The organism is Rahnella perminowiae (genome assembly GCF_019049755.1).
GTDB lineage: Bacteria > Pseudomonadota > Gammaproteobacteria > Enterobacterales > Enterobacteriaceae > Rahnella > Rahnella perminowiae.
On the sequence record NZ_JAFMOS010000362.1, the window covers coordinates 1 to 5,980 of the forward strand.

The 5,980-nt window shown below is 51.4% G+C and carries 4 protein-coding genes; all 4 read right to left on the reverse strand.

What is annotated here, in order from left to right; all coding sequences use genetic code 11:
* The coding region (locus J1785_RS04230; RefSeq protein WP_217218879.1) for an oligogalacturonate-specific porin KdgM family protein at window positions 1-412 on the reverse strand (412 nt) is incomplete at its 3' end.
* Between the two features lie 68 nt (window positions 413-480).
* The gene (locus J1785_RS04235) at window positions 481-2,649 is read right to left on the reverse strand and encodes a right-handed parallel beta-helix repeat-containing protein (RefSeq protein ID WP_217218880.1); all 2,169 of its coding nucleotides are present in this window, start codon (window positions 2,647-2,649) and stop codon (window positions 481-483) included.
* An 85-nt stretch (window positions 2,650-2,734) separates the two neighbouring features.
* Window positions 2,735-4,300 (reverse strand): MFS transporter, encoded by a 1,566-nt coding sequence (locus tag J1785_RS04240; protein WP_129991006.1) that lies wholly within the window; start codon window positions 4,298-4,300, stop codon window positions 2,735-2,737.
* Between the two features lie 392 nt (window positions 4,301-4,692).
* A complete protein-coding gene (locus tag J1785_RS04245) occupies window positions 4,693-5,673 on the reverse strand; it encodes a VirK/YbjX family protein (protein ID WP_217138902.1) in 981 nt (326 codons plus the stop codon).
* Window positions 5,674-5,980 lie beyond the last annotated feature (307 nt).

Genomic DNA, 5,980 nt, shown 5'->3' on the forward strand with positions numbered 1-5,980 from the left:
CTTTGGTATAACGGGTATACTCGTAGCGGTAACGCGCATTGAAATAAACGCCGCTGTCAAATGTATATCCGGCGGTTAAGAAGGGTTTATAAATACTGCTGTCAGAACTGGATTCCAGCGTAAATCCGGGTTGAATAAACACGGCCGGCGTGACTTTGTACTGATAGCTGATGGTGCTTTCCGTGCCGTTATCAACCAGATTATTAAAGGGTTTATTTTCATTATCCCCGCCTGATTTCCATTTGGCTTCCAGCGAGAACCCGAACCCGTTGGCGAAGCGGTGCGAAACCATCGCCCTGTCTTTATGTTGTTTACTGTCATCGAGCCATTCATGACGAAGGTCAATAGTGACGGCCTGGCTGCTGGCACTGGCCAGCAGTAAGCCGCAGATCATCAGTCTGCTATTTTTCATTTTTATAAATCCCAGAGATATTGAGTAGTGTTATTTTAAGTTAAAGGTTCACTCTTAATGACGCTGCTTTATTTGTTTTTCAAAAAGTCAGCGTAATTAAATCCACCGTCAGAAAGACGGGTTATCGGATCCGGTAGCCGCAGGGAAATATAATCTCCCGGTATAATTTCCTGATGCTTTATATTCACCGTTTTATGATCAGTGTAAAAATAATTACTGTCATCCACATTGCCGGTGACGGCATCGTCATACTTCCCTGCCGTGGTTCGCAGCGAAATGTTGTCCCTGAAGGTGCCCTGCTTGTCAGCCGTGGTGTACGGTGATGGCCGGAACAGGAAATTGAAGCGTTTGTTATCGACAGCGCGGTTATGTCCGATAACCAGCGCGCCCGGATTGAAGTTGTCGGTAAAACCGTCCATACCGTTGCCAACCGCAACGTTGTGGCGCACCACATGGCCGACCGGTAACCCTTCGCCACCCAGTTTGAAACCATTGCTGCCATTGTTCACCGACAAGCTGTTCTCAATCGTCACACTGCCGTTCGGGCCGTCTTCGATTTTGTTGAACAGGTCGAAACCGTCGTCGATGTTGTCGTGGGAATAACAATTGATCAGACGGTTGCCCTCGCCCACGCGCATTTTGACGGCAAATCCGTCGGCGTTTTTGCGCCCCGGATCCTGATTTCCCCAGGATTCAGAATTGCTGATGAGATTGTGGCTGGCCCACAGAGCCCGCCCGATGCCGTCCGGCGATGCCACCCAGATGCCGGTATCATCGGCATGATGCGCCTTAATGCGGTCGAGATGGTTATAGCTTCCGGCAACATGAAAACTTTTTTGCGTGACGGTAATCCCCTGAATATTCCAGTAGCTGGCATTCAGTTTCAGGCCATTAAACACCACGTTGTCGCCTTGCGTACGCAGCGTTTTCCGGTGGGTGTCGGTGCCGCTGGCGGTGGCCGGGATCACGCTTGCCGGGTAGTCACCCTCACTCAGCCAGAGCGTGCCGCCCGGTGCTAAAAGATTTACCGCACTGTCAAAATCCAGCGGATGTTCAGCCGAACCGTCATTATCTGCCGTACCAGCCGGAGAAACATACAACTCGTCAGGATTGCTGACCAGCGCCATACGCACCGGGAATTCCTGTGTCACTTGTTTGCCGTCCGCTGGTATGTAGGTGATCTTGAGCATCGTTACCGGTTGTTCAGCATGTAGCGGAACCGTCACCACTTCACCACCGCGCACCGCTTTTTGCGGCAACAACGGTTTGTCATTCTGTTCAATCTTAACCCGTCCGTCGCCGTTAGTGCGTAACTGGAACACACTGTCGCGGCGGGCAATGAGCGGCGATGACATCACCTCAATACGCGCATTCAGTGACGGCGTCACATATGGTGCAGAGGGCTGTATATGCGCCTCGCTGAGCGTGAGTCGGGCATGATCTACCGTAATTTTCGCATTCCGCGAGGCGAAGAAACCGACGTAATATCCGGCTTTGTCCAGTTGTGTCACGCTGTCTGCATGCTGCACGGATTTGCTGACCCACTGATCGCTGCCTTGTGGCGCATAAGCGACAATGAAACCGTTGTCCGTGCGGGTCAGTCGCAGCGAGAAACGGGCAGGTGTACTCAGTGGATGATAACTTTCTCGCACAATGCCGATGCCGGTATTTCCCCAGGGTTGCTGTACACCCTGCCGGGCAATCAGTGCCAGTACCGGCGGTTTATCGCCAGTGGCCATTATGCTGTTCATCACCATATTTGACGCGGCCGGCAGCTCTTCAATACCCGGTTTAGTCACCGGTTCACGCGGATTGCCCAGAATATCGCGTACCAGTAATCCTGCCCCTTCCTGTCCGGCCGGTTTTGCGCCATTTTCCGGTCCGAACTGATTGAGCGTGATTTCCGCTTCAAGCTGAAAATTCACGTCCGCCGGCAATCGGGTATAGAAATAGGTTAAACCATCGTGGCTGTTACCGACTTTGCCGCCACGGCTTTCAAGGCTGAAAGGCGTACTGAGCAGAGTGCCTGTCGCTGGCACAGGTTTACCGTCTGCCAGTAAAGTTTCATTCATGCCGATTTTCTCCGGCAGAACGTTGGTAGCGAAATTGACGTCAGTTGACTGGCCAAAAGTCGTGCTGTGCCAGACCAGTTTACCGCTGTCTGGCAGTGCGGCAGCCAGACTTTGTGCGCTTATCCCGAGGGCGAGCGCGGTAACAACAAATTTTGATGCCCACATAATCGTTCTTATCCTCAAAACGAAAGGGGTCGCTGGCCGGTGACCCGGCCAGTCGGGAAAGAAAAAAGTAGATTTAAATCAGGAGCTAAGGTTGTTGCGTGGTGCTCACCATCGGTTTGGGTTCAGTGAGTTCAACGGCGGGTGTATCGAAAATTTTGCGGCAAACCACACTGTTGCCCCAGCACTGTTCATACGGATAACCGATCAGTTCTTCCATCACTGCCCGCACTTCCGGTTGTACCTCGCTGATCTGCCCGCCCGCTTTAATACGTGCCACTTCGCCCAGCACCACAAGATGGGTTTTGCGGTTCAGTTTCATCTGATTACTGAACACGATAGCCATCAGCGCCAGCGCAATAACACCGATACAGAACACCAGCGCAATTGCCATCACCGCACTTTCAGGCTGGGTGTGAGATTTAGACTGGAACCCGTAGAAGCTCAGAATGGCGCCCATCACGAAAACAATCACTGAGCGCATCAGCTTGCCGGAGAAAGTCATTGCACCGGCGTAAATCCCCTCGCGGCGACGGCCGGTAAAGGCTTCATCTATATCCGCCAGGAAGGTGTAAACCGTCCACGGAATGTAATATACGCCGCCGGTACCGATACCGAAGATCACGGTGATTGTCAGCATGGCGGCTGTCGCGTACTGCTGCGGCAAATGCAGGAAGTGAAGCAGGCTGTAGCAAGTTACTGAGAAAATTACGATGCCCAGCGCCAGGATGTAAGGCTTGCTGAACCCGTGTTTCACACAGATACCAATAAATATTGCCGTAGAGAACAGTTGCAGCAGTGAGTTCAGGCTGCTCAGACCGGCAACCATCGCCGGGTCATACTGCAGCACGAAAATGATGAAGTAGGTGAAGACGGAAGCGAACAGCCATTCTGCCCCGAAACCACACAGATACATGCCCAGATGCTTGCGGAACACGCGCAGGTGGAATGTTGACTTCATGTCGCGCACCAGCGTCAGCATGGTTTTGCCAAGGGTCATTTTCTTCTCATCGACGGGAGTGGTCTCTTCTGTCGGGCGTTCCCAGGAGGAGAGATACAACATGCCGATGGCGATAAACAGGATCACCCCATACGTCAGGGCGGTGAAGAAGAAGGGCTGCGCGGAGTCCTTACCGTAAATCAGGATGAACTGACCAGGGATGAAGGCCGCAAGGAAGTTAGCGACTTTACCGAAAATAGCTTTATAGCCAGTCAGTTTTGAGCGGGCAGAGAAATCGGTGGTCATTTCTGTCGCGAGCGTTTCATACGGCACCATCACCGAGGTGTAGATCAGCTCGAACATGACGTAAGTGGACAGGTAATACCAGAATCCGAAACCTTCTACCCACAGCAGCGGATAGAACATCATCAGCGGCACGCCCAGTAAAATGAAGAAGCGGCGGCGGCCAAAGCGTTTACCAAGCCGCGTTTTGCCAAAGTTATCCGAGAGATAGCCCATCAGCGGGTTACTGATGGCGTCAATGATGCTGGCGACGGAGAAGATCGCCGAAGCCTGTAACAGCGTCAGGCCGCAAAACGTGGTGTAGAAATACAGCAGCCAGATCCCGGCGATGGCCAGTGCGCCGCTGCCCAACAGATTTCCACCGCCGTACGCCAGCTGATGTTTAAATAAAATAGGTTTTTCTGTGTTCATACGTTATCCGCCCAGAGAGGTTTTTATAAAATGAACCGTTGTTTCGTTTTTATAGAGATGACGTTTTATATAGGCGGGATGAATGAATAGATGTGAATAACATCACATTTAAATCAGCAGGGGGCAGTTGGCGATAAGATTTTGCGATACGTGTAACATTCCTCGCCATCAAAAATACACAATTGGCGAGATACTTCGAAGTGCATTAGTTTTAAACAAAATAATTAACTGACTATTACTTTATGAAACTGACACTTAACCTCTGCGGTAATGTGACATCAGGGGTGAAATTTTCAGTGAAGGTGATGCATAAACGCTGGAAATTCGGAGGAAAAGGCCGGTCCCTGGCCCCGGAGCTTGCTACAGCGGGTAATTTACCGTGAAGTCTGAGGTCAGGCTTTCAGTAACGACGCTGTGCTCTCATGTAATTCATCGAGCAAGGTATAACGCTTGCGGTACTCAGAACGTTTCTTACTGGCAATCTCTTCCATGGGCTTGCGCGGCAGTTCCAGCGGTACCTGATATAAAGCTGAAGATGCGGGCGTGGCGCTGATGGAATCCCAGAATTCGTTATAACTGGCGACGAACACATTTTTCTTGCGGTGACGGTAGCGCAGACTGCGGAACACATGGCCGGTGTCGCTGACCGCAAGAATACGCTGTACACCGGTTTCGGCGGCGACACGTTGCAGGCTTTCCAGAAGCAGTCGCTTCGGGAACAATCCGTAACAGGATTTGGTCGCCTGTTTAATCACTTCATGCGCCGTAGAACGATGCGCCCCCTGAAATCCGCCGATAATCAATGTCGCCCCTTCCGGGCGTTGCACAATGCTGAACGTCAGGGCCGCAAGCAGGATGTCCTCCATATAAAGGAACATATTGGCTTCGCCTTCGCGCTCAGATTTGCCGATGGAACCGAGTACCACACGGAAAGCTTCGCCGTCTTTGCCCGTGAACCGGGTGATGGTATTGCCACCCGCACTCAGAAAGGTCTTGCGCAGGCGGGTGTTTTCCAGGCTTTTGACGAATTCGTAGTGGTCAACCAGTGCGTCAGCACGCCCGGCAGAATGTAAACCGAGATGCAGGTACGGTTTGTGAATTTTACTCGGGAGTTTGGTCTGCACAGAAAAGGCTTCCTGCCAGACTGCTTCCGCCGCCATTTTGTTCAGCACTTTCAGGGTATCGAGCGGATGCAGCAAGGTGCGCACGGCGTACTTGACCCGGAACATCCGGTCGCGCCACAGGTTGTCCGGTACGCACGCCCCGCTCAGAAGATCGATAAACAAACTGAGTCCGCTGGTTTTTTTTAAGGATGGTTCAACGGGAAACGTTTCGCTGTGGGATTCGGTTTCATTGAGAGGAATGTGTTCCATGATCTATTTCCGATGCCTGAAATAATCACGGTATCACCGGGTTTTTAAACACCTTTACAACGCGGTTTTAAAGAGAAGCGAGGTAGTAGCAATAAGTGCAGGTTGTTTAGCTGTCGTTTACATTATCCTGACATTATCCCTTCTGCCTCTTCATTCGAAGATCATCCCCCCTGTTTGCAGCACATTTTCCGCTCAGAAAGACTTTGCGGCTGAGTTAAGCGTTGAATAATCATTCATATGAATGATGAGTTTTCGGTTTTGAGACCTCGCGCAGGCATTGTGAGCCCGTTTTTGTTTTACTCAGAGA